The following is a 26847-nucleotide window of genomic DNA, read 5'->3' as shown; positions in this document are numbered from 1 at the left end:
CCGCCCATGCATGTGGTCTTCCGCGAAAGCCATGGTCTGGAAGAGACCGAGGTGCCCACCGATCTGGGGCAGACACGGGCCGATCTGGTGGTGCTGTCCTTTTCGGACAGCGACCTTGGGGCGTTTGCGGCCGGCTGGCATCGGGCCCGCGAGGCCGGGCATCCGCTGCCCACGCTGCGGCTGGCGAACCTGACGGCCCTGCGGCATCCGATCTCGGTCGATACCTACCTGGACCGCACGCTGGTACAGGCTCGCGCCGTGCTGGTGCGGCTGATTGGCGGCACCGGCTACTGGTCCTACGGTCTGGCCGCGTTGCAGGACATGGCCCGTCGCAAGGGGGTGGCGCTGGCCGTTCTGCCGGCCGACGGGCGCGAGGACGCGGCGCTGGACGCGCTTTCGACGCTGCCCATCTCGACCCTGCGCCGGTTGCAGGCGCTGTGCGATGCGGGCGGCGCGGTGGCGGCCCAGGCGGCGCTGGCGCAATTGTCACTGGCGGCGGGCCTGTTCGCCGGCCCGGTGAGCGGCGCCAAGACTGTGCCCGAGTTCGGCTGGTATGACCCCGATCTTGGCGTAGTGCCTGCCGCGCCCGAACCAGCCGCGCCGCTGGCTGTCGTCGCCTTCTACCGCAGCTATCTGACCGCTGCCGATACCGCGCCGGTCGATGCCCTGATCCGCGGCTTGCGGGATCGCGGCTTTGCGGCTCTTGGCCTGTTCGCCACGTCGCTGAAGGCGCCCGAAGCGGCGGCCTGGGTTCGTTCCGAGCTACTGGGTCTGTCGCCCGCGCTGGTTTACAACGCCACGGCCTTTTCGGCCAAGGCCGAGGACGGCACCTCGCCTTTGGACGCCGCCGGTTGCCCCGTGTTGCAGGTTGCCCTCTCCACCGCCCGCCGGGCCGACTGGGCTGCGGCCGACCGCGGCCTGTCGCCGGCCGATCTTGCCATGCATGTTGTGCTGCCCGAAGTGGACGGCCGCCTGTTCGCCGGCGTGGTCAGCTTCAAGTCGCCCGGCCGGCGTGACCCCGACCTGCAATATTCCCGCTTCCGCCACGAAGCTGACCCGGACCGGATCAACGCCGCCATCGCCCGTGGCCTGGCCCTGCACCGGCTGGCGCAGACCCCGCACGCCAACCGGCGGCTTGCCGTGATCCTGTCCACCTATCCCGGCCGGCCAGACCAGATTGCCCATGCGGTCGGGCTGGACGCCCCGGCCTCGACCAACCGGCTGCTCGCGGATTTGCAGGCGGCCGGCTATGACACCGCCCCCGCCGATGCGCTGACGGCTGCGCTGCTGCGCGAAACGCTGTGCTGGCCGCTGGCCGATTACCGTGCGGCGCTTGCCCGCTTGCCGGAACCGTTGCAAAGGGCGCTTTCCACCGCCTGGGGCCTGCCGGAGGCCGACCCGGCCTGCACCGATGGCGCCTTCCGCTTTGCCGCCCTGCGCTCTGGCAAGGTGGTGATCGCGCTGCAACCCGAACGCGGCGACAGTGCCAGCCGCGACGGCGATTATCACGACCTGTCGCGCACGCCCCGGCACGGCTATGTGGCCTTTTACCTGTGGCTGCGGTCACAAGGGCTGGATGCGCTGGTCCATATGGGCGCCCATGGCACGCTGGAATGGTTGCCGGGCAAATCGGTCGCCCTGTCGTCGGCCTGCTGGCCCGAGGCGCTGACCGGCGATCTGCCGGTGATCTATCCCTTCATCGTCAACGATCCGGGTGAGGCGGCGCAGGCCAAGCGCCGCATTGGCGCGCTGACCCTGGGCCATCTGCCGCCGCCGCTGATTGCCGCCCACCTGCCCCCGGCGCTGGAGGGGCTGGAGCGTCTTCTGGACGAATATTCCACCGCGGACGGGCTGGACCCGGCCCGGCGCCGCCGGTTGATCGCGGAAATCCGCGCCACCGCCACCGCGCTGGGCGTCGAGGACGATCTGGGTCTGGCCCCCAATGCCACCCCGATGGAGGCGATCACCCGCATCGACCGTTTCGTCTGCGATCTCAAGGACAGCCGGCTGGGCGACGGCTTGCATGTCTTTGGCGCGGGGCTGGGCGAAACCGACGGGATTCTGGCCGCCCTGGCGGGCCGCTTCGTGCCGCCGGGGCCGGCGGGATCGCCGTTCCGGGGCCGGATGGACGTGCTGCCCACCGGGCGTAACCTCTATTCCGTTGATCCCCGCGCCGTGCCCAGCAGGGGGGCCCATGCGCAGGGCATCAAGCTGGCCGAAGAACTCTTGCGCCGCCATCTGCAGGATCAGGGCGACTGGCCGCGCGGGCTGGTGGTCGATCTCTGGGGGTCGGCTTCCATGCGGACCGCGGGCGAGGAATTCGCCATGGCACTGCATCTGGCGGGTCTGGCGCCGGTTTGGGATGAGGTGTCGGGTCGGGTGTCGGGGGTGGAAGTCCTGCCGCTGGCGTTGCTTGGCAGGCCCCGGATCGACGTGACACTGCGCGTGTCCGGCCTGTTCCGCGATGTGTTCCCCACCCTGGCGCAATTGTTCGAGGCGGGGGCCGAACGGCTGGCCCTGCGCGACGAGGCGCCCGAGGACAACCCTTATGCGCTGCGTGTGCCCCGCGTCTTTGGTCCGCGTCCCGGCCTTTACGGGCTGGGCATGGGGGCCGCGCTGGACGACCTGACCGAAGAGGGGCGCCTTGCCGCGGGCGAGGCCTGGCTTTCGGCCTCGTCCTGGGCCATCGACGCGCGCGGCCTGTCGGTTCCCGCCCGACCCGCGCTGGAAGACCGGCTGCGCGGGGCCGATGCCTTTGCCCATGTGCAGGATCTGGCCGAGACCGATGTGCTGATGGCCCCCGATTACGCGGCGCATCAGGCGGGGTTTGCCGCCGCGCGGCACCGTCTGGGCGAGGCGACGCCCGCGCTTTACCATCTGGACAGCACCCGCCCCGATGCGCCGCGCGCCCGCAGCCTGACCGAGGAAATCGCCCGCACCGTGCGCGCCCGTGCGGCCAATCCCGACTGGGCCGCCGGCATGATGCGCCACGGCTTCCGCGGTGCGGCAGAGATCACCGCCACGCTGGACAATATGGGCGCCTTCGCCCATCTCGCCCGCGCGGTGCCGCCGCATCTGTTCGACCTTTATCACGCGGCCACGCTGGGCCGCGATGAGGTGGTCGCCTTCATGGCTACCGAAAACCCTGCCGCCCTGTCCGCGCTGCGCCAGCGTTTTGCCGCGCTGCGCGCCGCGGGCCTGTGGCAAAGCCAGCGCAACGCCCTGTCCGCAGAAGAGCGCCTGTCATGACGCTTCGTTCCGCCGCCCCTGACACCCGGACCCACAAGATGCCCCACAGCTACATTACCGACGGCGCTGAAATCTATCGCAACTCCTTTGCCATCATCCGATCCGAGGCCAATCTGGCCCGCTTCACCACTGAGGAAGAGCCGGTCGTCGTCCGTATGATCCACGCCTCGGGCATGGTCGGGCTGGAAGATCACGTCCGCTTCAGCGCCGGCATGGCCCTTGCCGCCCATGCCGCGCTGGCCGGGGGGGCGGCGATCCTGTGCGACGCGCGCATGGTCAGCGAGGGCATCACCCGCGCACGCCTGCCTGCCCAGAACCGCATCATCTGCACCCTGCAAGACCCGTCTGTTCCCGGTCTGGCGGACCGCATCGGCAATACCCGCAGCGCCGCTGCCGTCGAATTGTGGCGGCCGCATCTGGCCGGGGCACTGGTCGCCATCGGCAATGCGCCGACGGCGCTCTTCCACCTGCTGAACATGTTGCAAGACCCGTCCTGCCCGCGCCCCGCGGCCATCATCGGCTGCCCGGTCGGCTTTGTCGGCGCGGCGGAATCGAAAGAGGCGCTGATGCAGGCCCTGCCATGCCCGTCGATGATCGTGCGCGGCCGGCTGGGCGGATCGGCCATCACGGTTGCGGCCGTCAACGCGCTTGCCAGCCGGAAGGAATGACCATGGGACGCATCATCTGTGCGGGGCTTGGTCCCGGTGACCCCGACCTGATCAGCGTCAAGGCCGACCGGCTGATCCGGCAGGCCAGCCATGTGGCGCATTTCCGCAAGGCCGGCCGGGCCGGTCAGGCACGCCGCATTGTTGACGGACTGCTGCGCCCCGACGTGGTGGAACTGGCGATGGAATATCCCGTGACCACCGAGCTTCCCTTCGACAGCCCCGGCTACAACAGCCTGCTTGCGGGATTCTATGACTACTGGGCGGGCCAACTGGCCGATTTGGCCCGCACGACCGATGTTGTGGTTCTGTGCGAGGGCGATCCCTTTCTCTACGGTTCGTTCATGCACCTGCACAGCCGGTTGCAGGGCCGGGTCGCGGTCGAGGTGGTTCCCGGCATCCCCGGCATGGTCGGCTGCTGGTCTGCGGCCGGCACGCCCATCACCTGGGGCGATGATGTGCTGTCGGTGCTGATGGGCACGCTGCCCGAGGACGACCTTGCCCGCCATGCCGCCGCGGCCGACGCGCTGGTGGTGATGAAGACGGGGCGCAACCTGCCAAAGATCCGGCGCGCGCTTGACCGGGCAGGGCGGCTGGATCAGGCTTGGCTGGTCGAGCGCGGCACCATGCCGGATCAGCGTGTCGCCCCCCTGGCAACGGTCGATGAGTCCGACTGTCCCTATTTCGCGATTGTCCTGGTCCATGGGCACGGTCGCCGCCCTGGGGGGCCGCAATGACCGGCTGGCTGGCCGTGGCCGGCCTTGGGCCGGGCCGCGAAGATCTGGTGACACCCGAGGTTTCGGCCGCGCTGGCCGGGGCCACCGATGTGCTGGGTTATATCCCCTATGTCGCCCGCGTTGCCCCCCGCCCGGGCCTGACGCTGCACCCGTCGGACAATCGCGAAGAACTGGACCGCGCGCTTCATGCGCTGGACCTGGCGGCGGCGGGCCGGCGTGTGGTCATCGTTTCCTCGGGCGATCCGGGGGTTTTCGCCATGGCCTCGGCCCTGTTCGAAGCGCTTGAAACCCGCCCCGATCTGCACCGGCTGGACATTCGCATCCTGCCCGGCATCACCGCCATGCTGGCCGCCGCCGCGGCGGTGGGCGCGCCCCTGGGCCATGATTTCTGCTGCATAAACCTGTCCGACAATCTGAAGCCCTGGGCGCTGATCGACCACCGGTTGCGCCTTGCGGTCGAGGCCGATCTGGCGATGGCCTTCTACAACCCGCGATCGAAATCCCGCCCCGAAGGGTTTGTCCGCGCGCTGGAGACCCTGCGCCAGCTTTGCGGACCGGACCGGCTGATCACCTTTGCCCGCGCGGTGTCCACCCCCGATCAGGCGATCCGCACCGTCACGCTGGGCGAAGCCACACCCGAGATGGCCGACATGCGCACGCTGGTCATCGTCGGCAATGCGCAGACCCGCCGCGTGGGCCCCTGGGTCTATACCCCAAGGTCCGCATCATGAATCCAGTGCAGCACCTCATCGACGGTGGCGACGGTTGGGCGCGGCGGCAGGGCGGGCCTGTCGATCATCACCACGGGCAGGCCCAGTGTGCGCGCCGCGACGATCTTGGCGACAGCACCGCTGCCGCCGGCGTTCTTGGCCACCACGATCTGCACGCCCTGCTGCCGCATCATCGCAAGGTCGCCTTCCTCCGAGAAGGGGCCGCGGTCCACCAGCACGGTCGCCTGTGGCAAGGGAAGGTCGCCTTCGGGCGGATCGACCAGTCGCAGCAGATAGGCGTGCCCGGGCCGCGCGGCGAAGGCGGCAAGGTTCTGCCGCCCGATGGCCAGGAACACCCGCGCCGGGGCCTCGGGCAGCGCGGCAACCGCCGCCGCCACATCGGGAACCCTCTGCCAGTCATCGCCGGGCTGTTCGGTCCAGGCCGGCCGCTCCAGCGCCAGCAGGGGGATGCTGGTCGCTGCACAGGCGGCAATCGCATTGCGGCTCATCCGTGCGGCGAAGGGGTGGGTTGCGTCGATCACGCCCGCGATGCCTTCGCTGCGCAGCCATTGCGCCAGCCCGTCGGCGCCGCCGAAGCCGCCCACCCGGCAGGGCAAGGCCGGGGCGACCGGCGCCGCGGTGCGCCCGGCATAGGAATAGATCGCCTGCGCCCCCGCATCGGCCAGCGCGCGGGCCAATGCGCCCGCTTCCTGTGTTCCGCCCAGCAAAAGGAGGCGCGGCATGGCTGATCCCTGGCTTTCCATCATCGGTCTGGGCGAAGATGGACTGGAGGGCCTGTCGGGCGCAAGCCGGGCCGCCCTGGCCGCAGCCGGAACTGTCTTCGGCGGCCCGCGGCATCTTGCCCTTGCCGGGGTGGGCGCGCGTGGCCGGCCCTGGCCGGTGCCCTTCAGCCTTGATCCGGTGCTGGCCCTGCGCGGGCAGCCCGTCGCCGTGCTGGCCTCGGGTGATCCGTTCTGGTTCGGCGCGGGTGGCAGTCTGGCGCAGGCGCTGCATCCTGATGAATGGCGGGCCTATCCGGCTGCGGGTGTCTTTTCGCTGGCGGCGGCCCGGTTGGGGTGGCGGCTGGAGGAGACCGCTTGCCTTGGTCTTCATGCGGCGCCGTTTGAACGGCTGAGTGCGCTTCTGCACGCCGGCTGGCAAGGCATCTGCACGCTGCGCGACGGTCTGGCCGTGGCCGATCTGGCGGTATGGCTTGCGGGGCAGGGCTGGAGGGCCTCGCAATTGTGGGTGCTGGAATCCCTTGGCGGCCAGCAAGAGCGTATCCGGGAAATCCGCGCCGATACGGTCCTTGCCGCCGATATTGCGGCCCCTGTCGCCGTGGCGATCCGCGCCGCAGGGGGCAGCGGCCTGCCACGCAGCGCCGGTCTGCCCGAAGGCCTGTTCGCCCATGATGGACAGATCACCAAATCGCCGATCCGCGCCCTGACCCTGGCCGCCCTGGCCCCCCGGCCGAAGGAAACGCTGTGGGATCTGGGGGCCGGGTCCGGGTCTGTCGCGGTGGAATGGGCGCTGGCCGGCGGGCGCGCGGTGGCGGTCGAACGCCGGGAAGACCGCGCCGCGAACATCCGGGCCAACGCCGCCGCCTTTGGCCTGGGCGACCGGCTGACCGTGCGGACCGGCGCAGCGCTGGAGGTGCTGCCCGACCTGCCGCCCCCGGACGCGGTTTTCGTCGGGGGCGGGTTCGATGCCGCTTTGTTCGCGGCGCTGCCCCGCCGCACGCGGCTGGTGGTTAATGCGGTCACGCTGGAAACCGAGGCGCTGCTGGTGCAGCTTCATGCCGCCCATGGCGGCGCTCTGACCCGGATCGAGATCGCCCGTGCCGCGCCGCTGGGCCAGATGCGCGGCTGGAACGCCGTCCGCCCCGTGGTGCAATGGAGCCTTGGCCCATGCGCGTGATCGGGCTTGGCCTTGCCAGCCGCGCCACCGCGGCCGAGGTGCGGGCGGCTCTGGCCGCCGCCGGGCCGGCCGATCTGCTGGCCACGCTGGACAGCCGCGCCGGCCATTCGGCGCTGGCAGGCGTGGCGGTGCCGCTCCGCGCCCTGCCAGAGCAGGCCTTGCACGGTGTTGTCACACCCAGCCGGTCTGACCGCATCTTCGCCCGCTTCGGCTGCGGCTCGGTGGCCGAGGCCGCGGCGCTGGTCGCCAGCGGCGGCCCCCTTCTTACCCGGCGCCAGACCATCGGTGCCGTCACATGGGCGCTGGCCGAAGGGCCGGGCCCGATCCAGAACAGGACCACCCCAGAATGACCGTTCATTTCATCGGTGCCGGGCCCGGCGCGCCCGACCTTATCACCCTGCGCGGGCGCGACCTGATCGCCGCCTGCCCGGTCTGCCTTTACGCCGGGTCTCTGGTGCCCGAAGGTGTGCTGGCCCATTGCCCGCCCGGCGCGCGGATCATCAACACCGCGCCGCTGTCGCTGGATCAGATCATCAGCGAAATCGCCGCTGCCCATGCCGCGGGGCAGGATGTGGCCCGCCTTCATTCGGGCGATCTGTCGGTCTGGTCGGCGATGGGCGAACAGCTGCGCCGGCTTCGGGCACTGGACATTCCCTATGACGTGACGCCCGGCGTTCCGTCCTTTGCCGCCGCGGCCGCCACGCTTGGCGCGGAACTGACGCTGCCGGGGGTGGTGCAGTCCGTGATCCTGACCCGCACCTCGGGGCGGGCCACCGCCATGCCCCCGGGCGAGACGCTGGAGAATTTCGCCCGCACCGGCGCCGTGCTTGCGGTGCATCTGTCCGTGCATGTGCTGGACCGGGTGATTGCCGATCTGACCCCGCATTACGGGGCCGACTGCCCCGTCGCCGTGGTCTGGCGGGCAAGCTGGCCCGACCAGCATGTCGTGCGCGCCACGCTGGGCAGCCTGCAAACGACCATCGACCCCGGGATGGAGCGGACGGCACTGATCCTTGTCGGGCGGTCTCTGGGCGAGACGGATTTCGACGAAAGCCGCCTTTATGCCGGCGATTATGACCGTCGTTATCGCCCGGTCGGCGCCACCCCGCGTTTCCCGGAGGCGCAATGACCGGCTTCGTCTCTTTCGTCTCTTCCGGCCCGGGCGACCCGGAATTGCTGACGGTGCGCGCGGTCAAACGGCTGGCCGTTGCCCGGGCGGTGCTGTTCGATGATCTGTCCTCCGGCCCGATCCTCTCGCTTGCCAATCCCGAGGCCGATCTGGTGGGCGTGGGCAAGCGGGCCGGCCGTGCCTCGCCGCGGCAGGATCATGTCAGCCGCCTTCTGGTCGACTATGCCCGGCAGGGCCAGCATGTGGTGCGGCTGAAATCCGGCGATGCGGGCCTGTTCGGCCGGCTTGAGGAAGAGATCACCGCGCTGCGCGCCGCCGGCATCGGGTTCGAGATCATTCCGGGCGTGCCTTCGCCCTGTGCCGCCGCCGCAGCAGCGAACATCCCGCTGACGCGCCGGCTGACGGCGCGCCGCGTGCAGTTCCTGACGGGGGCCGATGTCTCGGGCGGGCTGCCCGAGGCACTGAACATCGACGCGCTGGCGGATGCCCAGGCGACGACGGTCGTCTTCATGGGCCGCCGGACCTTTGGCGATCTTGCCGGCCGTCTGGCTGCGGCGGGCCTGCCTGCCGACACGCCCGCCCTCATGGCCGAAGGCGTCTCGACAGTCGACCAGCGGATCTGGCGCGGCACGGTCGGGGGGCTCGCCCGCAAGCTGGCCGCAGAAGCGCCCGGAGAGTTGCCGGCGCTGATCCTTTATGGACCGCTGGCGGATGAGGGTGACGATGAATGAGCTTTTTCTGATCGGCATCGGAACCGGCAACCCGGATCACCTGACCTTTGCCGGGGCAAGTGCGCTCAATCAGGCGGATCTTGTGCTGGTGCCGCGCAAGGGGCCGGACAAGGCCGATCTGGCCGATCTGCGGCTACAGATCCTGGCAAAGGTGCTGACCAACCCCGCGACGCAGGTGGTCGAGTTCGACCTGCCGCTGCGCGATGCGGCCAATCCCGACTACCGGGCCGGGGTGGACGACTGGCATGACGCGATTGCTGCCGCCTGGACCCGCGCTGCGGCCCGTGTGCCGGGGGCAGGGCGGGTGGCGCTGCTGGTCTGGGGTGACCCCTCGCTTTACGATTCCACCCTGCGCATCGCCGCCCGCCTGACCCCGCCACCGCGCATTCGCGTGGAACCCGGCATCACCGCCATTCAGGCGCTCTGCGCGGCCCATGCCATTCCGCTGAACCGCATCGGTTCTCCCTTCACCGTCACGACCGGCCGGCAATTGCGCGACCACGGCTTTCCTTCGGGGTGCGACACATGCCTTGTCATGCTGGACGGTGAAAACAGTTTCCAGACGCTTGATCCGCAGGGGCTGGAAATCTGGTGGGGCGCCTATCTCGGGATGGAGGCGCAGATCCTTGACCATGGCCCACTGGCCGAGGCCGGCCCCCGCATCCTCGCCACCCGCTCCGCCGCACGGCAGGCGCAGGGCTGGATCATGGACATCTACCTTCTGCGCCGACACTCCGCCCCGGATTGAACCCGGCCAGGCCTAGCCTGCCGATCCCGGACGCAACATGTCGCTGTTTCCGGCTGGCAGCAGTCGCCTTGGTGGATACCGACAGCAACCATCGGCTTGGTCCCCACACCCCCCCGGATGCCTTGCGATGCGGGGGGACGCAGACCAGCCCACACCCCCTGCGCCTTTCAGCGGGAGCAACAAATCGTCTGGCGGGCTTTCTGTCGTGATGTGATGTTGCCCGGGTCGAGGTGTTCAGCAATCTGCTGCGGCTGCGATCAAGGATTTGCATCCTTCCCAAAAACAGTCCTTTCCAAGGCCGTTAGGCTTTGGACAAGTAGCTGTTTCTGTAGAGAATTTTGGCTCCGGCGGTAGGGATCGAACCTACGACCAATTGATTAACAGTAAGTCTAGACGCGCCGCGCAACCTACGGTATAGTCCCGGGGTTGTGCCCAAGTGCCTGTAAAGGATGGGTTACTGCGGACCACACGGGGGCATACAGAGCCCCGCCCAACTAACCCGACCTCTGCCTGCCCCGTCTTAGCACCGTCTTAGACCGAACCGCCACAGGAACAAAAGATGAACGCTCAACCTACCAAGCTCTCCAAGGAAGTGATGGACAAGCTCCCGCCAGCCGCCTCCGGCCAATACATCGTGCGCGACACGGAGGAGCCCGGCTTCTTCGTCGTGGTCGGTGCCCGGACAAAGACCTTCACCGTGCAGGTGGACGTGGTGTCGCCCTTGGGCAAGCGATCCACCAAGAAGCGGGCGGTGGGGAAGTGGCCGGAGGTCAGCGTGGCCGATGCTCGGAAGGCGGCGCGGGAGGCGAAGGTTGAGATTGCCCGGGAGGGCGGGGGCCGGGAGGGCGGCGCGCTGACCTTCGGTGCAGCATGGGTGGAGCTGCGCGCGGCGATGGAGCAGGAGGTGGCCGCCGGGCGGCGCAGCGCCGCGACCGTGCGGGGCTACGACTACTGCTACCGCCTCCTGGCAGCATGGGAAAAGACCCCGCTGGCAAAGCTGTCCGACCACACGCCGGAGGTCCGCAAGCGGCACCGGGAGTTGAGCACAGAGAGCGGGCCTTCCTCTGCCAACGGGGCGATGGTGTTCCTGCGCCGTGTCTACAACTATGCCCGCAAGCGGCGGCTTGACCCGAAGCTGCCCCACTTCAACCCGGTTGACTCCATCGACTTCAACCCCCAGCAGCGCCGCGACACGGCCATGGGCGCGGCGGAGTTGGCGGGGTGGTTCAAGAAGCTGCGCGCCCTGCCCAACCCCGTGCGGCAGGAGTTCCACCTGTTCTGCCTGCTGTCGGGCTCCCGCCCGGGGGCGCTGACCGTCGCGCGGTGGGAACACCTGGACATGAAGCGGCGCGTCCTGCACATCCCGTTGCCCAAGGGTGGAGAGCGGCGCGCATTCGACATTCCGCTGTCCCGGGCGATGATTGCGTGCCTTGCGCGGGTGCGGCGGGCGGGCCGGATGGTCAACGCGGTGAACGCGGCGGAGTGGATTTTCCCGGGGGAGGGCGCGCGGTCCCACCGTGCCGACTTCGCCGGGCACATCGTCGCCTACCAAGAGGACCGGGCGGCGCTCCCCAAGTTCGGCGGGGACCTGCGGCAGACCTACAAGACCCTGTCGCCGGAAGCCGGGCTGTCCAAGACTGACGTGATGATCCTGATGAACCACGCCGATGGGGACGTGAGCGACGGCTACATGACCCGCTCCAAGGTGGCAGAGGCCTACCTTCGGGGGCAGCAAGAGACCATGAGCCGCTACATCATGGAGGCCCTCAAGCGGGGATAAGTCTCTGGCCCGGCTTGCGAATGTCTTGCGTGACACCAACGCGGGGCTTTACCGGGCCGGGCGGCTGGGCTATGGTTGGACACTGACTATGTATCCGCGCTGGCTTGCTGGGGAATGCCGCGCGCGGGGAGCGTCCACAGCAACGGGCGCGGGCTGACCCAGCGACAGAGCCTGTCACCAATCTGACCGCCCGCAAGCGGTCTGGAATGGTGACCACCATGAATCCAGATATTGACGACATTGTGCGCCGCGTCGTGGCGCGCGTGAAGGATGAGCTTGTCACGCCGGAATGGCTGACCCCCGACCAAGCCGCCACCTACTGCGGCCTGACCGCCCGGGGCCTTGAGGACCTCCGCTATCGGAAGGCCGGGCCTGTCGCCTCCAAGGTGGGGGGCCGCATCGTGCGCTACCGCCGTGCCGACCTTGACGCATGGCTTGTCGCGGGGCGTGAAGCATGAGCGGGGGCAAGAATGAAGAACGCCCTCCGCTGGGGACGGAGGGCGCTCAGGAGAACAACGGCGGTGACCGTGACCCTTGCAAGGTCAACTCCAATATACCGGGGATTGACGGGGCGGGCGATGGAAATTGCTTGTTGCCGTCCAAGGACGCGGTGCGTGAGGCGCTCCGGCTGATCCACCCCGAAGGCCCGTGGCACGTCAGCGCCAAGCGGGAGAAGGGCTTCACCGGGAAGGTGTTCGCGCCCGATGCCGAGGGTGGCGCGGCTGGATGGGCGGTTGCCCAGAACCGGACCCTGAACGCCTATGTGTCGATTGCGGCGCTGCGCCCGGGCTGGAATGGCAACAAGGCCACGAAGGCCGATGTTGCCAGCGTCGGGTGGCTCTGGGTTGACGTTGACCCCCGGGCCGGGGAGGACCTTGACCTTGAACGGGCGCGGCTCTTGGGCCTGCTGACCACCAACCTGCCCAAGGGCATCCCGCCGCCGTCCGTCATCATCGACAGCGGGCGCGGCTTCTGGGGGCTCTGGCGTCTGGCGCAGCCTGTGGTGATGCCGCCCGCCGATGATCCTGCATGGGACGCGGCGCGGGCGTCGGTGGAGGACCGGAACCGGGGCCTTGAATTCTCCTTCGGGGCCGATGCTTGCCACAACCTTGAGCGCATCTGCCGCCTGCCCGGGACGGTGAACCGCAAGCCCGGCGGGCTGCTGGCGCGCGTCGTGCAGGCTGATGCGTCGGTGTTTGACCTGACCGCCTTCCCCGCCGTCCCTGACCCGAAGGCGGGCGCGGCGGTGGCGGTGGCCGGGCGCGGCGCTCCGGCGCTTGCAACCGACCTCCCCGCCGTGCCGTTTGACGCCAGTGGCCGCCCGGACCTGCCCGTGTCTGACCGCACCAAGATGCTGATCGTGCAGGGGCGCGACCCTGACGACCCGGGCCGCCACAAGAGCCGTTCGGAGGCCTTCTGGGCGGTGGTGTGCGACTTGGCGCGGGCGAATGTCCCTGACGACATGATTGCCGCCGTGGTCCTCAATCCCGACTTTGCGATCAGCGGCCACCCGCTGGACCAGCCCAAGTCCCGCCAGTATGTCGCGCGACAGATCGGGCGGGCGCGGGCGGAGGCTGATGACAGCTTTGACTGCGACAAGGAGGGCAGGCCCTTTGCCACGTCGCAGCGCAACATCCGGCTGGCAATGCGCAAGCTGGGGGTGGTGGTGCGCCACGACCTCTTTGCAGGCAGGGACCGGATTGACGGGTTGGAGGGGTTCGGCCCGCCGCTGGACGATGCGGCCGCAAACCGCCTGTGGCTGCTGACCCATGAACAGTTCAAGTTCCGGCCTTCGCGGGACCTGTTCCTGACTGTCCTTTCGGATGCAGCCCGGCAGAACGCCTTCCACCCCGTCGCGGAATACCTTGCCGCGCTCCGGTGGGATGGCATCCCCCGGATCGGGCGGTGGCTTGCCACCTACGGCGGTGCAGACGACACGACCTATGCCCGGGCGGTGGGGGAGTTGATCCTTGTCGCCGCCGTGCGGCGGGTGCGACAGCCGGGGGTGAAGTTCGATGAAATGCTGGTGCTGGAAAGCCCACAGGGCACGAACAAGTCCACGGCATTGAAGGCGCTGGCCGTCCGGGATGACTGGTTCACCGATGACCTGCCATTGAATGCGGAGGCCAAGCGCGTGATCGAAGCGCTCTCCGGCAAGTGGATTGTCGAGGCAGGCGAGTTGAAGGGGATGCGGCAGGGCGGGGCCAACCACTTGAAAGGTCTGCTGTCTCGCACCCATGACAAGGCCCGGATGGCATATGACCGCCTTGAGCGGGAGGTGCCGCGCCAGTGCGTGATCGTCGGCACCACCAATGACAGCCGATACCTGCGCGACACGACTGGCAACCGCCGCTTCTGGCCCGTGGCGGTGACGGGCTTTGACCTTGATGCCCTGCGCCGGGACCGTGACCAGCTTTGGGCGGAGGCGGCTGCAAGGGAGGCCGAAGGCGCACCTATCCGGCTGGACCCGGCGCTCTGGGGCGATGCAGCGGCGGAACAGGATGCCCGGCGGGTGGAGGACCCATTCTATGAATCCCTGCACGTCGCGCTGGGCGAGGAGATGGCAGGCAAGCTGAAGGCGGATGATGCGTGGCGCATCGTCGGGCGTGTGGCCGGGATGCGGACGCAGGACGACATGGAGCGGCTGGGGGACGCCATGCGGCGGCTGGGGTTCGACAGGAAGCAGCGGCGGTTCGGCGGAAACCCGGAGTGGTGCTATGTCCGGGGCGACGGGGCACTGCGGATCGTGCCGGAGTTTGGGCCGGATGGATCGCGCATCGGCACCCACTTGGAGGGGGACACGCACCGGGAGCCGTTCTAGGCGGTTACGGGGCGACGGCGTGGCAGTTGGGCGGTTACGGCTAAGTGTATGGCTGCATGGCGGAAATGCCCAGCGTAACCGCCGTCGCCTCCCGTAACGCCCAGTTGCCTAGACCCCCTGCGGCAGGTGCCCCGGAGCCCAAGGGGGGGCCTTCCCCGCCTCCGGCCTTCCTTCCCCTCTGTCCCTATAGGGGGTTACGGGGGTTACGGTGGAATAAGGGCCAGCGGCGGATGGACTTAGGCGTAGCTCCTCCCCGGTTACGTTGCCAGTTACGCGGGGCGTTACGGCGGTGCCCTTGGGCATCGGTGTTTGGGCTGGGAGGCCACCACTTCCCGCGCTCTGCGTGTCGCTAAAAGACCATCCACCGCCTGACAGCAAGACCCGGCCAATCTTGCTGTGGACCGGGCCACCCCGAAAGCCCCAGCCGCGATTGCAACCCCGCACCCCACGTTTATGGGCGCTTCCGCACCCCCTCCGGGCAACCCCGCTTTCGGTCGGTTTAGGACTAGACGCGCTGTGGATGTTCCCATTAAGTTCCTCCATATGGGGTATCAATATACCCCACAACCGGAGAAATGGAGCACCACATGAACGCCGCCCGCCGCAAACAGATCAAAGCCATCATCACCCGCCTCGGGAAGGTGTCCGACCTTGGGCTTGATGACCTCAAAGCCGACTTGGAAACCATCCGGGACGAAGAACAGGAAGCCTACGACAACATGCCGGAGGCGCTGCAAGCCGGGGAGCGTGGGGTTGCATCGGAGGCGGCTGTCAGCGCGCTGGACGATGTGATCACCGCCTTGGAGGAGGCCATCGACACCCTTGAGGGCCTTGGCGACCAGCTTGAGGAGGCCGCAGCGTGACCATCATCTACCTCTTTGTCAGCCCGTCAGGCCGGGCCTACGCAGGGCGGCACACCTGCCAGCACGAGGGCTGGCCCCGGCGTGGCAGCGGTGCCCTTCCGTCCGGTTACAGGGGTTCGGGCAAGCTCTGGGCAAACGTCACCCGGCGGCACGGCCCTGCCATCCGCTGGATCATCCTCCGGCGGTTCGGCCCCGATGCAGCCCGCGCCGACATTGACGCGGCGGAGCGCCGGGCGATCCGGCTGGCCCGGGTGATGTGGGGGGAGCGGTGCGTGAACGTGTTGGAGGGTGGCGAAGGAAGCACCCGGGCAGACGCACTGCGGATGTGGTCCTGTCCCGAGTTCGCAGAGAAGGTGCGTGCCGCCCATGCCGATCCAAAGTCCAAGGCGAAGATGGGCGCTGCCGCGAAGGCTTATTGGTCGGAGCCAGAGGCGCGGGCACGTCGATCTGAGCCGGAGTTCCGGGCGAAGATCAGTGCCGCAACGAAGGCCTGCGCTCAGACGCCGGAGCGGGCTGCCCAGTTGGCCGCCGCGTTAGCCTACAGGTGGAGCCCGGAAGGCCGGGCCAAGGTAGCCGCCAAGCGCGCCCGCAACAAGGCCCTCCGGGCTATGGAGGAACAACAATGACCACCGCCCCCCGCCGCGTTGCGATCTACGCCCGCGTCAGCACGTCTGACCAGAACACCGAGAACCAGCTCCTGCGCCTCCGGGAGGTGGCGGCGCGGGCGGGCTGGGAGGTAGTCCAGACCTACACCGAGACGGCCAGCGGGGCCAAGCGGTCCCGCCCGGCGCTGGACGCCATGATGGCAGACGCGGCGCGGCGCAAGTTTGACGTGGTGATGGCGTGGGACGTGTCCCGCCTTGGGCGGTCCCTGCGCGACCTCGTGGACATGTTTGAAACTCTGCGCGCCCTCAAGGTGGACCTCTACCTTGAGCAGCAGGCCTTGGACACGTCCACCCCTGCGGGCCGGGCGCTCCTCCAGATGTCGGGCGTGTTTGCCGAGTTTGAGCGGGCGATGATCGTTGAACGCACCAAGGCCGGGCTGGCCCATGCTCGGGCGCGGGGTGTCCACTGTGGCCGCCCGCCCGCGTCGGATGGGCTGGTGGATGCTATCCGCGCCCTCCGGGAGCAGCGGGTGGGCATGGACCGCATCGCCAAGGAGTTGCGCTGCGGCAAGGGGCTGGTCCAGCGCGTCTGTCAGGAGATGGCCAATGTCGGTTGATGACCTCCCCTCCCGTAAGGTGAACCCCGGCCCCGGCGGCTCTGGCCGCTCCCACTATGTCGTGGGGGCAAGGGGCGTCAAGATCATTGAGGAGCTTGCGGGCCGGGGCTGTCACCTGACCACCATCGCCCGCGCCCTGCGCATGTCGGTTGACGCCTTCAAGGCCTGTCGCGCCCGGCAGCCGGAGGTGGAGGAGGCCTACCAGCGGGGCCTTGGCACCGAACACGATGCCCTTGTGTCCAACCTGCGCACCGCCGCCAATCAGGGCAACGTGGTCGCCAACATCTTCCTCTTGAAGGCGCGCCACGCATACCGGGAGGGGGAGCCCCTTGAGGTCAACGTCAGCGTCAACGCCGGGGGCGTCCTTGTCGTGCCCGCCGACATGACGGTTGAGGAATACCTTGCCCGGAAGGCCGCAGCCGGGGAGATTGACCCCATGCCGCCGATGCGCGACGTGACCCCGCGCAACCTCATGCCGGAGCCCATCGAACACCTGCCAGAGGCCCCCCTCCCGTCCAGCCGCCCGGAGGAGCCCGCGCCCCGGCGCACCCCGTCTGGCACCCGCGTCGTGAGGAGTGATTGACCATGCGCGCCTTGATCCTCCTCTTGGGCGTTGCCGCCTGTGCGCCGCTCCCCCCGACTACCATCAGCACGACAGAGGCCCGGGGCCTTGCGATGCTGCACGCCCTCCGGGCCGCTGACCCGTGCGAGGCTGACCCGCTTTGCAGGGAGGTGCGCCGTGACTGAAACCCGCCTTGAGGTCTATGCCAATGCCGCCGGGCTGCTGTCCCGGATGGGCTACCACGCCCGGGTGATACCGGACTACAACCGCCCGCCCATCACTGGCCCGGTGGTCGCGCTCAGCACGGACGTTGAGGGCGTCTTGGTGGGGTATGCCATCGCCATGGTTGCGGAGAACCCGGAGACGTTCCTCCCCACCACGCGGATGCCCGGCGGGCGCATCCCCGGCAGCACCAAGGGTCCCCCCTTGGGCGTGTGGTTCTGACCCCGCTTCTGAACAGAAACGGGGTGGCCGTGCCGACCCCGCGCGCCGCCAGCCCCTTGGGTAAATCCGGCTGCAAGCCGCGCCACACTTTCGGGGTGGCCTTCGACAACAAGGGATAACGCTCTGCCGCCCCATGTCGCCGGGGTATCCTTGGGCATCAAGGCCACCAATGGCGGTTGGCCCCGTGCAGCAAGGAAGCGCACCCATGGCGGAACCCGCCCACGACACCACCCCCCTGATCCCATTCAGCAACACCCCGGCGCTTGCGACCGCCGATGTGATCTCACTGGCCGAAGTCGCCGCAAAGCGCGCGGCCAAGTTCGCCGCCATGATCGACACCTTGGAGGCAGGCCCCGCCGCCCGCGCCGCAGAGGTGGGCCGGAGCCTTGAGGGCGTCGGGATGCCCAAGCGCGACGTGGAGGCGGCTGTCGCCAAGGCCGCTGTCGCTGCGCGCACCGAAGTCCAGAACAACAGCACCGATGCCCGGTGGGCCGCAATCAAGGAACTGGTCGCATCGGCGGAGAGCCTTGAAACCACGGCGCAGCTTTGGGCCAGCCCCGTTGTCGTCCTCTCCCGGGCCGGGCTTGGGTCCGTTGAGCGCACCAACTTCATGCACCAGCTTGAGGGGGCCGGGCCTGTCGAGTTGACCAACATGGCCGTCCACGCCGCCGCGACGGGCAACAAGGTGCTGGGCGCTGCGATCCTGTCCATCATCGACAGGATGCCCCGCAAGGACCGCCCGTTCAACGCATCGGAGCTTGCTGAAAAGCTGGTCGGGCCGGAGACGAAGGCGGTCCAGGATGCAATCGCCTCCATCCGCAATGCAGCCCAGCGCGCCATCATGCGGAACCGCGAATTTGAACAGCGGCGCGTCAACCCCATCGACCGGGTCAAGATGGCCCTGAACAACAAGGAAGCCTGACCATGCCCCTCTACCTGATCCGCCGCCCGAATGATGCGACCTTGGCCGAACCGCTGCGCAACAGCGCGGGCCTGCACTCCGCCCTCATCTCTGCGGCCAACCCCGCCGCCGCGATCACCGCCGCCAACGCCCTTGCCGCCGCGCGTGGCGCTGGGCAGGGGGCCTTCTCCGGGGCGGGCTGGGTGACGACCGACATTGCCACCACCCCGGGCGGGCTGCACGTCAACTGCGTGTTCGATGGGGACCCCATCAACATCCGGGGCATGGACCGGGGCGGGAACCCGGCATGATCCACGCCCAAGAGCTTCTGGACGGGTATGAAATCCTGTTCGACACCAACACCCGCCTTGCCCATGAGGCGGTCCTCCTCTGGGCAGCGGAGAATGAGCCCGATGGCTGGCCCACTCCGGCGGCTGTCAGGCGGTTTGCCACCTGTTACGGTGTCGATCTGGACACGCTGGCCGGGCTCTGTGGCATCTTGGCCGTGCGCCGGGGCAACAGCCACTACTACTGCGACAGCCGCCGCCGCCCGGAGCTTGTGAACCGGATGAACACCACGCGCTTCAGCCGCCGGGCGCTTGTCGCCTATGGCTTCTACAACACCGCCTCCGCCCTGTCGCAGGGCGAAGGCGCGGCAGTCCACTGAAGACACGCCGCCGGGGCAAGCCGGGCGGCGCAGTGGTTCAGGCGGGCACCTTACCCAAGCGCGGGCGGAGGTCCTCCTTGGTCAGGGCGTCCAGCGCATCGGTCGCGGCGCGCAAGCGCATCCGCTCCCCTTCACCTGCGTCACACTTGAACCAGTCCAGCATGTAGCCCAGTGCGCCGCACATCGTGGCGAGCAGTTCGGTGCGGCTCAACGCGGGCGCTTCACCCTCCCACTGTTCCACAGTCAGCGCCGCAAGGTCGGTCAACACCATCGCCGGAATGTCGGCATTGATGTTGCCGGGGCAGTCGGCTGCCCTGATCTCCGCAGAGGCCAAGCGGAGGTCAGCGGCAAGGGTGGGAATGTCAGTCTGGAAATACCACACGCGGTCATCGTCCGTCTCAAGCGCAGGCCGATGGTCGGCCATGTCCAAAATGTCACCCATTGGGTGTTCCTTTCATGATTTGGGGGGAGCGCCGCCCGACACCGCGCCGGGCGGCGCGTTGGGTCAGCGGCCAGCAGCCTTAAGGATGCGGGCAAACTCCGGGCGCAGCGCCCGATGCAGATGCTTGCTCTTGAGCATTTCCTCAGAGATGGCGCCCATCATATCGAGCAGCCTAGCGGGGACACCAGCATTCCATGTCCAGTCGGGGCGGGTGATAATCTGCAAGAGCATCTCGGCAGCGGCGTGACGTGCCGAAAAGGGGGCTTCCAACTCCTGATGGAGCAGGTCTTGAAGGGTTGGCTTTGATGCCATTTGTCAGTCTCCTGTATGGAGCGCTGACGGTCGGAGACGGGCCACGCGGGCGCACTGACAAACCGACACGTCAGCGCAACCGTTGTTGCGCTTTACAGTGTCGGTTCGCGGAACGGCGTGACTCACCGCGATAAGGCTGGGTTTAGCCGCACCCCTTGCGGGGCCATCCCCCTTTCAGAGGGGACATTTCAGCGGCAGCGCTTCTCTATTGCCTACCTGTAGCAAGCATCATCAGAGCCCGCCCGTGAGTCAATCACGATTTGACCCTTTGATGCTGCGGTCCCCGCCGGGGCTCCGGCCCATACCTCTGCCAGTTTGTCAAGTCTCCGCCGCCGTCAACCCGCGTTGACGCTTGCCGGGGCCACTTCTGCGCGCAACAAGCCGTTGTTGTGTAATGGAAATATCCTCTGGCGGGGCCGGGGATAAGTCTAGACTTGCGCTGGGAGCGCCAGCTAGACCGGGGATAAGTTCACACTTTGTTCACACCCCGGAGCGCCCATGACCGTCACCCCCATCTTCCGGTCAATCCGTGACCCGATAGGCTCCGCCGCCCGCTGGGCCGTGGTTTCGGTCCCGGCCCACCTGTCAGCCCGGGGGATGGCCGTCCCTGTCTGGGCCGCGCTGCTGCTCCCTGCCATCGCCCTGCTGCCCCTCGCATCCCCTTGGGCGTCCTACATCCTGGCCCCGGTCTTTGCGCTTGCCGCTGGGCTCCGGCTGGCCGCGCTGGTGGGCCTGTTCCTCCCCAAGCCGAAGGAACCGCCGCCGCTGGCCGATGCAGACCTGCCCGCCGTCACCGTCCTCGTGCCGCTGTTCAGGGAGGCGGCTGTCATGCCCGACCTCGTTGCCGCCGTCGCCCGGCTGGACTACCCCGCCCGCCTGCTGGAGGTCATGCTGTTGCTGGAGGAGGCCGACACCGCGACCATCACCGCCGCCCGCGCCCATGCCCCGGCGGGCTGGCGCACAATCGTCGTGCCGCCCGGCTCCCCCCAGACCAAGCCCCGGGCCTGCAATGTCGGGCTGGCCTTGGCGGGCGGGGATGTTGTCGTGGTGTTTGACGGGGAGGACCGCCCGGACCCTGACCAGCCGCGCCGTGCCGCCGCCGCCCTCGCAGCCGACACGCGCCTTGCCGTGGTGCAGGCGAAGTTGGGGTGCGACCACGCGGGGCGGGGCTCCCCCATCGTCACCCGTCTCTGGGCATTGGAGTATGCGGCGCTGTTCGGCGCGGTCCTGCCCGTCTTGTCGCGGCTGGGCCTGCCGTTCCTCTTGGGCGGGACAAGCAACTGGTTCAGGGCGGAGGCGCTGCGTCAGGCGGGCGGGTGGGATGCCCACAACGTCACCGAAGATGCAGACCTTGGGGTGAGGCTTGCCCGGCTGGGCTGGCGCTCCGGCACCATCGACAGCACGACATGGGAGGAGGCCCCGCTCAGGGCGGGCGTCTGGGTGCGGCAGCGCGCCCGGTGGTTCAAGGGCTTTGCCGTGACCGCCATCGTCCACGCAAGGGAGCCCCGGCGCACCATGCGGGAGCTTGGCCCGGCGGGCACCGTCGCCCTGCTGGCGCAGCTTCCCGTCTCCCTGCTGTGCACGGCGGCGCACCCGCTGGGGATAGGGCTGGCGCTGGGCGGGGACCTGTCCGGGGCGCTGGGGGGGCTCCTCCTGCTGGGCTATGCCAGCGCCGTCGCGCTCCATGCCGCCGCTGCACCCCGGGCTGGGCTCCCGGTGTGGTTGGCCCTCCTGCTGCCGTTCTACTGGGTCCTGCACAACGTCGCGCTGCTGCTGGCCCTCTCCGACCTCGTGCGCGACCCCGCCCACTGGCGGAAAACTCCTCATGGCAAGGTGGAGCGCAACACCACGGCTGCCTGTTCCCACTATGTTCTTGCCAATCCAGCGGTTTCCAGCAATCATCTAGCGGCACCGGACCTACTTGTGGCCCTGCCGCAGGCGACACACTCTAGGGGTTGTACTGCAGCGCCGATTGAGTTAGAAAGGACCCTGACGCAGAAGGAATCGCAATGAACCAGCTCTCCATGTTTGACCGAGTCCAATTCGCAGACTCCTCCGCGACGTTCATTGCTGAGGTAGAAGCCTTCTGCGAGTTCGGTCAACGGACCATCGTGGACAGCCGGGATGGCATCCCCTACTTCATCAACGAGTTCTGGACTGCTGGGCAGCGTCAGGCCCATTCCATCCACGAGGTATCCTACCGCGCCTGCTTCAAGGCTCAGTTGCCGGAGTTCTTCATCGGGAGACTGACAAAGCCCGGAGACGTGGTGTTTGATCCATTCATGGGGCGCGGCACGACCCCGGTTCAGGCTGCGCTGATGGAGCGGCAGGCCTTCGGAAATGACGTGAACCCACTGTCAGTCCTTCTGTCGCGCCCACGGCTGCGGCCAATCACCATTGATGCCGTTGCTGCGGCGCTTCGGTCGGTGGACTGGTCGGCTGGTGAGGTCAGGCGTGAGGACCTCTTGGCGTTCTACCATCCGGCCACTTTAAAGAAACTGGAAGCCCTGCGCCTTTGGATTGAGGAGCGCGCGCCACTTGGTTCAACTGATGTTGATCCGGTTGCAGACTGGATTCGCATGGTCGCAATCAATCGTTTATCGGGCCATTCACCCGGTTTCTTCTCTGGTCGGTCCATGCCGCCAAACCAAGCCGTGTCCGTAAAGGCGCAACTCAAGATCAATGAAAAGCTCGGTGTATCGCCGCCGGAGCGTGACGTTGCGGGCGTCATCATCAAAAAGTCAAAGACTCTGTTGAAGGACGGCTGTGCCCCAAGTCAGGTTCAGTCCAGCCTGCATACGGGTGCTGCTTGGGCCGTTCCCGGCATCCCAGACGCCTCTGTTGACCTGACAGTCACATCCCCGCCGTTTTTGGACATTGTCCAGTATGCCGCTGACAACTGGCTGCGTTGCTGGTTCGCTGGAATTGAGCCGGAGGCCGTCGCAATCGACATGCACAAGACCGAAGAAGCGTGGACTTTGATGGTCAACCGGGTCCTGCGGGAACAGGCCAGAATACTGCGCCCGGGCGGCTATGTCGCCTTTGAGGTGGGCGAAGTCCGAAATGGCAAGGTGTTGCTTGAGAAGCTAGTCTGGCGGGCAGCGGAGGGTCTACCTTTTGAGCGGCTGGGTGTGATGGTGAACGACCAAGAGTTCACCAAAACAGCCAATTGCTGGGGCGTGGATAACGGCTCCAAAGGCACCAACACAAATCGGATTGTTTTGTTGCAGCGGCACTAGGGGTAGATGAACCTCTGCTGAGTGCCCATCGCAAGTAGCCGTTGAGAGGTTGAGGCCTCCAATCGAATGTTTACCTCAGAGTCTGGCTCAAGAAAATCTAGACGGACGCCTTGCACAGATGATTGCTGTTCACTGTAAAGGACAGTGCAGATCAGGTGTGCTGGGACATGGTTCGGCGCAACCCCAACTTGACGTGAGTTTACCAGACGGATCATTTTGGTCGGGGCGCTGGTCAGGACCCTTCTGTTTGGATCACCATCTTGCCAATTTGAGGTCGCCTTGAATTCCATGCAATGCCTTGTGGCCCCAGACACGAAAAGGCGGTCTGGATAGCCTGCACCTCGGGCGGCAACTATGCTGTTGTTTGCAGGAAGATGAGGCGGGATTGTCGCAATAAAGAAGTCTGCGGCTTTGTTCCCTTTTGCCTGATTGGTGCCAACAAAATTAGGGATCACCATTCCCACAATTTGACTTGCTGCCACGGCAGTTCGGATTGCCAATTCAACCGAAGTGATTTCAGCAGCAGTCCACGTCCTGATTAAGTTGATGGGCACAAGGCCCATTCGCTGCTGCACTTCTGTCAGATAGTCGTCAAAACGCGACAAAACAGCCTCCTTGATCCGATCCTGTTGCCGTGGCACTCAAGTGACAGGTAGCAGGGGAACAGACTGAATGGAAAGACGTTTTCAACTTCGGTGGGATGAGGAGGAGCTTGCGCGCGCCTTCAAGGTCACGACAAAGGATGTGCGGGAGTATTTGACTGACGGTCGCCGGGTCTCATTCATCATTGAGCGCCGTCTCATGTGGGAAAACCCCGGCTGGAAGCTCGCTCCATCCGAAGGGGCAGGCTATGACCTTCTGGACCCCGAAGGCGGCATGTGGGAAGTCCGGTCCATCACCCGGCAGGGCGTCTATTTCAACCCAAGCAATCAGGTTGGGTCTGGCCGCAAGTTCAACGAGGATGGCTTCCAGTTGAAAATGAGTGGCATCAAGGGGTTCATCTTGTCCGACATTGTGGGCTTCCCGCTCGTGGACGTTTACGTTGTCCCCGTTGAGAACGTGCTGCGCTGGCACCAAGCCCGGGCGCTGGGTGCGAATGCGAAGGTGTCCCGCGAGAAGTTCCTGCGTGACATGGTCCGGGACATTCGGCACTGATCCCACCGCGCATCTGCATCCGCCGCTGGGTCAACCCACATGCGGCGGGTGCAAGGGACACTAAGACGGAAAAAGGCGGGCAAACTGCCCGCCTTCCGTCTTAGAACCCGTCTTAACTCACCGTCTTAGGCGGCTGACAGGGCGTAACCCTTTGATTTCTTGGCTCCGGCGGTAGGGATCGAACCTACGACCAATTGATTAACAGTCAACTGCTCTACCGCTGAGCTACGCCGGAACACCGCGGGCCGTATAGCAAGGGTCTGCGGGGGCGGCAAGGGGCAAAAAGGCGGAAGTTTCGCTTCTTCGGCGACAGGCATCAGCGCAGGAGGAACCTGGCTTCCGGGGTGGGGGACGGGAGGGCAGAGATCAGGGATCTTTCTTCCAGATCAATCAGATGCGCCAGCGCATTGCGGGCGGCGGCGGGGTGCAGGTGGGGGGGCGTGTCGCGGTAGACGATCGCCACGATCTCGGGCAGGGTGGTGGCACCTGCGGTGAGGGCGGCCAGAATCTGCGTTTCCCGGTCGCGGCGATGGGCGGCCAGTTCGGCAAGGCGGGCGGCGGGGTTTTCGACCGGGGCGCCATGGGTGGGCAACAGGCGGCGCCACGGGGTTTCGGCCAGCCAGGCCAGGCTGGCCAGATAGGCGCCCATGTCGCCGTCGGGCGGCGAGACCAGGCTTGGCGCCCAGCCCATCACCAGATCGCCGGAAAACAGCAGATCCTCCCAGGCAAAGCACAGATGTTCGGCCATATGGCCGGGGGTGTGCCAGGCGGTCAGGGCCCAGTTCGGGCCGCGCAGCGTTTCCCCGTGGCGCAGGTGCAGATCGGGGCGGAAGGCATGGTCAACCCCTTCGCCGCCGGTCAGGCCGGCCTGTGCCAGCGCCTGCATCCGGGGGCTGCGGCCGCTGCCGGCTTGGCCGTAGCCCAGGACCGGCGCCCCGGTTGCGGCGGCCAGCCCCGGGGCCAGTGCGGAATGGTCCAGGTGGGGATGGGTGATCAGGATCGCGGCAACTGCCTCGTCCGGATCAAGCGCGGCCAGAATCGCCGTCAGATGGGCCAGATCGTCCGGGCCGGGGTCAATCACCGCGACCCGGCCCGAACCGACAATCCAGGTGGTGGTGCCGGGCCCGGTCATGGGCGAGGCATTTTCGGCCGTCACCCCCCGCAGGCGGCCGGGCGCTGTGCCCTTTCCTTCTGGCGCTGCCATGGCTAGCTTTCCCGTCATGTTCCGTCTCAAACGCTTCTTGCCCCGGGGCCTGTTCGGCCGCGCCGCCCTGATCCTGATCGTGCCCATCGTCACGATCCAGCTTGTCGTGTCCACCGCCTTCATCCAGCGGCATTTCGAAGGCGTGACCCGCCAGATGACCGAGGGCGTGGCGATCGACCTGGCCTTCGTGCTGGATGAATTCGCGGCCGGGGCGACACCTGCGGCGGCGCTGGCCTGGGCCGAGCGGGTGGCGGGGCCGCTGGAGATCACCCTTCGGTTTGCGGCCGGACCCGAGGCCCCCCAAACCGACCGGCGGGCATTTTATGATGTGTCGGGGCGTGCGATCATCGAGACGCTCCATGCCAAGCTGCCAAGCCTGCAGGCGGCCGATGTGACGGATGCCGAGCGTATGGTGCGGCTGCGCTTTGCCACGCCGCATGGCGATCTGGTGGCAGAGCTGTCGCGGCGGCGCATGTCGGCAACCAATCCGCATCAGTTGCTGGTGCTGATGGTGTTTGCCTCTGTGCTGATGACGGTGGTGGCCTATTTCTTCCTGCGCAACCAGTTGCGGCCCATTGCGCGGCTGGCCAAGGCTGCCGAGGCATTCGGTCGGGGTGAAAAAGTGCCCTACCGGCCGCGCGGCGCGCTGGAAGTGCGGGCGGCAGGGCAGTCCTTTCTGGACATGCGCGCCCGGATCGAGCGGCAGATCGAGCAGCGGACGCTGATGCTGTCGGGCGTCAGCCATGATCTGCGCACGCCGCTGACGCGGATGCGGCTGTCCCTGTCGATGCTGCCCGAGGATGAGGAGACAGCGGCCCTGCAGGCCGATGTCACCCAGATGGAGCGGCTGGTGGATGAGTTTCTGGCCTTCGTGCGGGGCGATGCCACCGAAGGGGCCGAAGAGGCCGATCCGCTGGCCCTGGCGCGATCGGTTGTCGAGGCCTCGGTGCGGGGCGGCGGGCAGGTGGCGCTTTTGCCGCCGGCACGGGTGCTTCCGCGGGTGCGGATGCGGCCACAGGCGGTGGCGCGGGCGCTGGAGAACCTGATCGGCAACGGTCTGCGGCATGGCAACCGGGTCGAGGTCAGCGTTCAGCGGGTTGCCGGAGAACTGGTGTTCAGCGTCGAGGACAACGGTCCGGGCATCCCCGAGGACCGGCGCGAAGAGGCGATGCGGCCCTTCACCCGGCTTGAGGCGGCGCGCGATCCGAACCGGGGCGGCGGCGTGGGGCTGGGCCTGTCCATTGCGGCTGACGTGGCTATGAGCCATGGCGGCGCCCTGCGTCTGGGCCGGTCAGAACGGCTGGGCGGGCTGCGGGCCGAACTGGCCGTCGCGGCCTGACGCCTTCCGT

Annotated in this window: 29 protein-coding genes and 1 tRNA gene; 24 read left to right on the top strand and 6 right to left on the bottom strand. The window is 67.5% G+C overall.

What is annotated here, in order from left to right; all coding sequences use genetic code 11:
• Positions 1-6: 6 nt before the first annotated feature.
• From cobN to cobJ, 4 genes are read left to right on the top strand one after another with little or no spacing between them, the layout of a single operon-like run.
• Positions 7-3249 carry a cobaltochelatase subunit CobN gene (gene cobN / locus B6K69_RS04445; protein ID WP_108642926.1) on the top strand — a complete coding sequence of 1081 codons (3243 nt, stop codon included), beginning with the start codon at positions 7-9 and terminating at the stop codon, positions 3247-3249.
• A gap of 38 nt (positions 3250-3287) precedes the next feature.
• A complete protein-coding gene (locus B6K69_RS04440; RefSeq protein ID WP_108644769.1) occupies positions 3288-3917 on the top strand; it encodes a precorrin-8X methylmutase in 630 nt (209 codons plus the stop codon).
• 2 nt (positions 3918-3919) lie between these two features.
• Positions 3920-4651: a precorrin-2 C(20)-methyltransferase gene (locus B6K69_RS04435; protein WP_108642925.1), complete on the top strand. Its 732-nt coding sequence runs from the start codon at positions 3920-3922 to the stop codon at positions 4649-4651.
• Positions 4648-5382 carry a precorrin-3B C(17)-methyltransferase gene (gene cobJ, locus B6K69_RS04430; protein ID WP_108642924.1) on the top strand — a complete coding sequence of 245 codons (735 nt, stop codon included), beginning with the start codon at positions 4648-4650 and terminating at the stop codon, positions 5380-5382. Before B6K69_RS04435 ends, cobJ begins: the two co-directional genes overlap by 4 nt.
• Here cobJ and B6K69_RS04425 read toward each other — a convergent pair.
• Positions 5358-6104, bottom strand: a complete 747-nt coding sequence (locus B6K69_RS04425; protein WP_108642923.1) for a cobalt-precorrin-6A reductase — start codon at positions 6102-6104, stop codon at positions 5358-5360. The genes cobJ and B6K69_RS04425 overlap by 25 nt on opposite strands.
• Between B6K69_RS04425 and cbiT the strand changes: the two genes are divergently transcribed.
• The 16 genes from cbiT (at position 6103) to B6K69_RS04345 (ending at position 19146) form a co-directional block, all read left to right on the top strand.
• A complete protein-coding gene (cbiT, locus tag B6K69_RS04420; protein WP_108642922.1) occupies positions 6103-7278 on the top strand; it encodes a precorrin-6Y C5,15-methyltransferase (decarboxylating) subunit CbiT in 1176 nt (391 codons plus the stop codon). The genes B6K69_RS04425 and cbiT overlap by 2 nt on opposite strands.
• Positions 7269-7628, top strand: a complete 360-nt coding sequence (locus tag B6K69_RS04415; protein WP_108642921.1) for a cobalamin biosynthesis protein — start codon at positions 7269-7271, stop codon at positions 7626-7628. Before cbiT ends, B6K69_RS04415 begins: the two co-directional genes overlap by 10 nt.
• On the top strand, positions 7625-8407 hold the full coding sequence (gene cobM, locus B6K69_RS04410; RefSeq protein ID WP_108642920.1) for a precorrin-4 C(11)-methyltransferase: 783 nt from the start codon (positions 7625-7627) through the stop codon (positions 8405-8407). Before B6K69_RS04415 ends, cobM begins: the two co-directional genes overlap by 4 nt.
• Complete coding sequence (gene cobA, locus B6K69_RS04405) at positions 8404-9138, top strand: uroporphyrinogen-III C-methyltransferase (protein WP_108642919.1); 735 nt, start codon at positions 8404-8406, stop codon at positions 9136-9138. The genes cobM and cobA overlap by 4 nt, the downstream gene beginning before the upstream one ends.
• Positions 9131-9886 carry a precorrin-6A synthase (deacetylating) gene (cobF, locus tag B6K69_RS04400; protein WP_108642918.1) on the top strand — a complete coding sequence of 252 codons (756 nt, stop codon included), beginning with the start codon at positions 9131-9133 and terminating at the stop codon, positions 9884-9886. The genes cobA and cobF overlap by 8 nt, the downstream gene beginning before the upstream one ends.
• Positions 9887-10445: 559 nt before the next feature.
• Positions 10446-11666, top strand: a complete 1221-nt coding sequence (locus tag B6K69_RS04395; RefSeq protein WP_108642917.1) for a tyrosine-type recombinase/integrase — start codon at positions 10446-10448, stop codon at positions 11664-11666.
• A 206-nt stretch (positions 11667-11872) separates the two neighbouring features.
• Positions 11873-12124 (top strand): helix-turn-helix transcriptional regulator, encoded by a 252-nt coding sequence (locus B6K69_RS04390; RefSeq protein WP_206340540.1) that lies wholly within the window; start codon positions 11873-11875, stop codon positions 12122-12124.
• Between the two features lie 134 nt (positions 12125-12258).
• Complete coding sequence (locus tag B6K69_RS04385; RefSeq protein WP_164681879.1) at positions 12259-14487, top strand: virulence-associated E family protein; 2229 nt, start codon at positions 12259-12261, stop codon at positions 14485-14487.
• A 587-nt stretch (positions 14488-15074) separates the two neighbouring features.
• Entirely contained in the window at positions 15075-15350 is a 276-nt protein-coding gene (locus tag B6K69_RS04380; RefSeq protein WP_108642915.1) for a hypothetical protein, read from the top strand.
• Positions 15347-15976 (top strand): hypothetical protein, encoded by a 630-nt coding sequence (locus B6K69_RS04375; protein WP_108642914.1) that lies wholly within the window; start codon positions 15347-15349, stop codon positions 15974-15976. The genes B6K69_RS04380 and B6K69_RS04375 overlap by 4 nt, the downstream gene beginning before the upstream one ends.
• Positions 15973-16572 (top strand): recombinase family protein, encoded by a 600-nt coding sequence (locus B6K69_RS04370; protein ID WP_108642913.1) that lies wholly within the window; start codon positions 15973-15975, stop codon positions 16570-16572. The genes B6K69_RS04375 and B6K69_RS04370 overlap by 4 nt, the downstream gene beginning before the upstream one ends.
• Entirely contained in the window at positions 16562-17155 is a 594-nt protein-coding gene (locus tag B6K69_RS04365) for a hypothetical protein (protein ID WP_108642912.1), read from the top strand. The genes B6K69_RS04370 and B6K69_RS04365 overlap by 11 nt, the downstream gene beginning before the upstream one ends.
• 156 nt (positions 17156-17311) lie before the next feature.
• The gene (locus B6K69_RS04360) at positions 17312-17578 is read left to right on the top strand and encodes a hypothetical protein (protein ID WP_108642911.1); all 267 of its coding nucleotides are present in this window, start codon (positions 17312-17314) and stop codon (positions 17576-17578) included.
• A gap of 205 nt (positions 17579-17783) precedes the next feature.
• The gene (locus B6K69_RS04355; RefSeq protein WP_108642910.1) at positions 17784-18500 is read left to right on the top strand and encodes a hypothetical protein; all 717 of its coding nucleotides are present in this window, start codon (positions 17784-17786) and stop codon (positions 18498-18500) included.
• Between the two features lie 2 nt (positions 18501-18502).
• Positions 18503-18790: a hypothetical protein gene (locus B6K69_RS04350; protein WP_108642909.1), complete on the top strand. Its 288-nt coding sequence runs from the start codon at positions 18503-18505 to the stop codon at positions 18788-18790.
• Positions 18787-19146, top strand: a complete 360-nt coding sequence (locus B6K69_RS04345) for a hypothetical protein (protein ID WP_108642908.1) — start codon at positions 18787-18789, stop codon at positions 19144-19146. The genes B6K69_RS04350 and B6K69_RS04345 overlap by 4 nt, the downstream gene beginning before the upstream one ends.
• A gap of 37 nt (positions 19147-19183) precedes the next feature.
• Here the strand turns inward: B6K69_RS04345 and B6K69_RS04340 are convergent, their stop codons facing one another.
• The gene (locus tag B6K69_RS04340; protein WP_108642907.1) at positions 19184-19588 is read right to left on the bottom strand and encodes a hypothetical protein; all 405 of its coding nucleotides are present in this window, start codon (positions 19586-19588) and stop codon (positions 19184-19186) included.
• A 63-nt stretch (positions 19589-19651) separates the two neighbouring features.
• Positions 19652-19900, bottom strand: a complete 249-nt coding sequence (locus tag B6K69_RS04335; protein ID WP_108642906.1) for a hypothetical protein — start codon at positions 19898-19900, stop codon at positions 19652-19654.
• 498 nt (positions 19901-20398) lie between these two features.
• On the opposite strand from B6K69_RS04335, the gene B6K69_RS04330 reads away from it, so the two are divergent.
• On the top strand, positions 20399-21913 hold the full coding sequence (locus tag B6K69_RS04330; RefSeq protein WP_108642905.1) for a glycosyltransferase family 2 protein: 1515 nt from the start codon (positions 20399-20401) through the stop codon (positions 21911-21913).
• Positions 21910-23139, top strand: a complete 1230-nt coding sequence (locus tag B6K69_RS04325) for a DNA methyltransferase (RefSeq protein ID WP_108642904.1) — start codon at positions 21910-21912, stop codon at positions 23137-23139. The genes B6K69_RS04330 and B6K69_RS04325 overlap by 4 nt, the downstream gene beginning before the upstream one ends.
• On the opposite strand, the gene B6K69_RS17985 is transcribed toward B6K69_RS04325, so the two are convergent.
• Entirely contained in the window at positions 23136-23744 is a 609-nt protein-coding gene (locus B6K69_RS17985) for a hypothetical protein (protein WP_123876531.1), read from the bottom strand. The two genes, B6K69_RS04325 and B6K69_RS17985, sit on opposite strands and share 4 nt — an antisense overlap.
• Positions 23745-23811: 67 nt before the next feature.
• Here B6K69_RS17985 and B6K69_RS04320 point away from each other — a divergent pair, with 67 nt between their 5' ends.
• On the top strand, positions 23812-24294 hold the full coding sequence (locus B6K69_RS04320) for a hypothetical protein (protein WP_108642903.1): 483 nt from the start codon (positions 23812-23814) through the stop codon (positions 24292-24294).
• Positions 24295-24454: 160 nt separating this feature from the next.
• On the opposite strand, the gene B6K69_RS04315 is transcribed toward B6K69_RS04320, so the two are convergent.
• Positions 24455-24529: transfer RNA gene (locus B6K69_RS04315), tRNA-Asn, on the bottom strand.
• An 81-nt stretch (positions 24530-24610) separates the two neighbouring features.
• Positions 24611-25498: an MBL fold metallo-hydrolase gene (locus tag B6K69_RS04310; protein WP_228156804.1), complete on the bottom strand. Its 888-nt coding sequence runs from the start codon at positions 25496-25498 to the stop codon at positions 24611-24613.
• On the opposite strand from B6K69_RS04310, the gene B6K69_RS04305 reads away from it, so the two are divergent.
• The gene (locus B6K69_RS04305) at positions 25497-26837 is read left to right on the top strand and encodes an ATP-binding protein (protein ID WP_418260300.1); all 1341 of its coding nucleotides are present in this window, start codon (positions 25497-25499) and stop codon (positions 26835-26837) included. The genes B6K69_RS04310 and B6K69_RS04305 overlap by 2 nt on opposite strands.
• The last annotated feature ends 10 nt before the right edge of the window (positions 26838-26847 follow it).

This window comes from Pseudogemmobacter blasticus, assembly GCF_003071405.1.
GTDB lineage: Bacteria > Pseudomonadota > Alphaproteobacteria > Rhodobacterales > Rhodobacteraceae > Pseudogemmobacter > Pseudogemmobacter blasticus.
This window is presented reverse-complemented; position numbering and strand designations above follow the sequence as displayed.

Bases quoted from the DNA above. Each gene is read 5' to 3' on its own strand.
- cobN (WP_108642926.1), top strand. From the start codon at position 7: ATGCATGTGGTCTTCCGCGAAAGCCATGGTCTGGAAGAGACCGAGGTG.
- B6K69_RS04440 (WP_108644769.1), top strand. From the start codon at position 3,288: ATGCCCCACAGCTACATTACCGACGGCGCTGAAATCTATCGCAACTCC.
- B6K69_RS04435 (WP_108642925.1), top strand. From the start codon at position 3,920: ATGGGACGCATCATCTGTGCGGGGCTTGGTCCCGGTGACCCCGACCTG.
- cobJ (WP_108642924.1), top strand. From the start codon at position 4,648: ATGACCGGCTGGCTGGCCGTGGCCGGCCTTGGGCCGGGCCGCGAAGAT.
- cbiT (WP_108642922.1), top strand. From the start codon at position 6,103: ATGGCTGATCCCTGGCTTTCCATCATCGGTCTGGGCGAAGATGGACTG.
- B6K69_RS04425 (WP_108642923.1), bottom strand. From the start codon at position 6,104: ATGCCGCGCCTCCTTTTGCTGGGCGGAACACAGGAAGCGGGCGCATTG.
- B6K69_RS04415 (WP_108642921.1), top strand. From the start codon at position 7,269: ATGCGCGTGATCGGGCTTGGCCTTGCCAGCCGCGCCACCGCGGCCGAG.
- cobM (WP_108642920.1), top strand. From the start codon at position 7,625: ATGACCGTTCATTTCATCGGTGCCGGGCCCGGCGCGCCCGACCTTATC.
- cobA (WP_108642919.1), top strand. From the start codon at position 8,404: ATGACCGGCTTCGTCTCTTTCGTCTCTTCCGGCCCGGGCGACCCGGAA.
- cobF (WP_108642918.1), top strand. From the start codon at position 9,131: ATGAATGAGCTTTTTCTGATCGGCATCGGAACCGGCAACCCGGATCAC.
- B6K69_RS04395 (WP_108642917.1), top strand. From the start codon at position 10,446: ATGAACGCTCAACCTACCAAGCTCTCCAAGGAAGTGATGGACAAGCTC.
- B6K69_RS04390 (WP_206340540.1), top strand. From the start codon at position 11,873: ATGGTGACCACCATGAATCCAGATATTGACGACATTGTGCGCCGCGTC.
- B6K69_RS04380 (WP_108642915.1), top strand. From the start codon at position 15,075: ATGAACGCCGCCCGCCGCAAACAGATCAAAGCCATCATCACCCGCCTC.
- B6K69_RS04370 (WP_108642913.1), top strand. From the start codon at position 15,973: ATGACCACCGCCCCCCGCCGCGTTGCGATCTACGCCCGCGTCAGCACG.
- B6K69_RS04365 (WP_108642912.1), top strand. From the start codon at position 16,562: ATGTCGGTTGATGACCTCCCCTCCCGTAAGGTGAACCCCGGCCCCGGC.
- B6K69_RS04355 (WP_108642910.1), top strand. From the start codon at position 17,784: ATGGCGGAACCCGCCCACGACACCACCCCCCTGATCCCATTCAGCAAC.
- B6K69_RS04350 (WP_108642909.1), top strand. From the start codon at position 18,503: ATGCCCCTCTACCTGATCCGCCGCCCGAATGATGCGACCTTGGCCGAA.
- B6K69_RS04345 (WP_108642908.1), top strand. From the start codon at position 18,787: ATGATCCACGCCCAAGAGCTTCTGGACGGGTATGAAATCCTGTTCGAC.
- B6K69_RS04340 (WP_108642907.1), bottom strand. From the start codon at position 19,588: ATGGGTGACATTTTGGACATGGCCGACCATCGGCCTGCGCTTGAGACG.
- B6K69_RS04335 (WP_108642906.1), bottom strand. From the start codon at position 19,900: ATGGCATCAAAGCCAACCCTTCAAGACCTGCTCCATCAGGAGTTGGAA.
- B6K69_RS04330 (WP_108642905.1), top strand. From the start codon at position 20,399: ATGACCGTCACCCCCATCTTCCGGTCAATCCGTGACCCGATAGGCTCC.
- B6K69_RS04325 (WP_108642904.1), top strand. From the start codon at position 21,910: ATGAACCAGCTCTCCATGTTTGACCGAGTCCAATTCGCAGACTCCTCC.
- B6K69_RS04320 (WP_108642903.1), top strand. From the start codon at position 23,812: ATGGAAAGACGTTTTCAACTTCGGTGGGATGAGGAGGAGCTTGCGCGC.
- B6K69_RS04305 (WP_418260300.1), top strand. From the start codon at position 25,497: ATGGCTAGCTTTCCCGTCATGTTCCGTCTCAAACGCTTCTTGCCCCGG.
- B6K69_RS04310 (WP_228156804.1), bottom strand. From the start codon at position 25,498: ATGGCAGCGCCAGAAGGAAAGGGCACAGCGCCCGGCCGCCTGCGGGGG.